Origin of the sequence: Vulcanibacillus modesticaldus, assembly GCF_001730235.1 — a bacterium.
GTDB classification, from domain to species: Bacteria; Bacillota; Bacilli; order Tepidibacillales; family Tepidibacillaceae; genus Vulcanibacillus; species Vulcanibacillus modesticaldus.
The window spans coordinates 1-1,005 of sequence record NZ_MIJF01000083.1 but is presented as its reverse complement, the minus strand read 5'-3'; the positions used below and the strand labels follow the sequence as shown (position 1 = coordinate 1,005).

Sequence of the window (1,005 nt, the reverse complement as noted above, 5' to 3'; positions counted from 1 at the left end):
CATTCGATCAATGCGTCAAACAATAAAGGAGATTGAAACTAACGTCGCATATCGTTGGTTTTTAGGATACAACTTTCAAGATAAGATACCACATTTCACCACCTTCGGGAAGAATTACGTAAGACGTTTTAAAGATACGGATATTTTTGAACAAATCTTTTATCGAATACTAAAAGAAGCAATGAAAAAAGGATTTGTAGATCCATCAGTTGCATTTATAGATTCAACACATGTTAAAGCAAATGCTAATAAAAAGAAGTATATAAAGAAAACGGCTCGTGTAGAAACAAGAAGTTACCAAGAACAATTAGAGAAAGAAATAAACATTGACCGAGAAGCACATGGAAAAAAGCAACTTCCCCCACAAGATAAAGAAGAAGAGAAAGAAATAAAGGAAAGTAAGACAGACCCAGAGAGTGGGTATTTTGTTAAGGACGAGAGAGAAAAACTCTTTGCATACTCATTTCATACAGCTTGCGATCTAAACGGATTTGTTCTTGGTACACTTGTTACAGGAGCCAATGTACATGATAGTAAAGTGTTAGATAAGATAGTTAATCAAGTAATCGAGAAAGTGGAAAAGCCAAGTGCAGTCGTAGTAGATGCTGGATATAAAACACCTTATATCGCAAAATACTTATCAGACCAAGATATTCGACCAGTAATGCCTTATACACGTCCCAGAACAAAAAGTGGATATATGAGAAAACATGAGTATGTATATGATGAATATTATGACTGTTACATCTGCCCAGAGGGAGAAATACTATCATATCGAACCACAACAAGAGAAGGTTATAAACAATACGCATCTGATCCGAAAATTTGTAAAAACTGCTCATTGTTATCATCATGTACACAGAGTAAAAATTATACGAAGATGATACATAGACATATATGGGAAGATTATATCGAAGAAGCGGATCACTTAAGACACACAGAAGAAAACAAGAGATTATATGCAAAGCGAAAAGAAACAATAGAAAGAGTATTTGCAGATATGAA

Annotated in this window: 1 protein-coding gene; it reads left to right on the top strand. The window is 34.1% G+C overall.

The window, feature by feature from the left end; genetic code table 11:
- On the top strand, positions 1 to 1,005 hold a 1,005-nt coding region (locus BHF71_RS10565), incomplete at both ends, for an IS1182 family transposase (protein ID WP_069657597.1).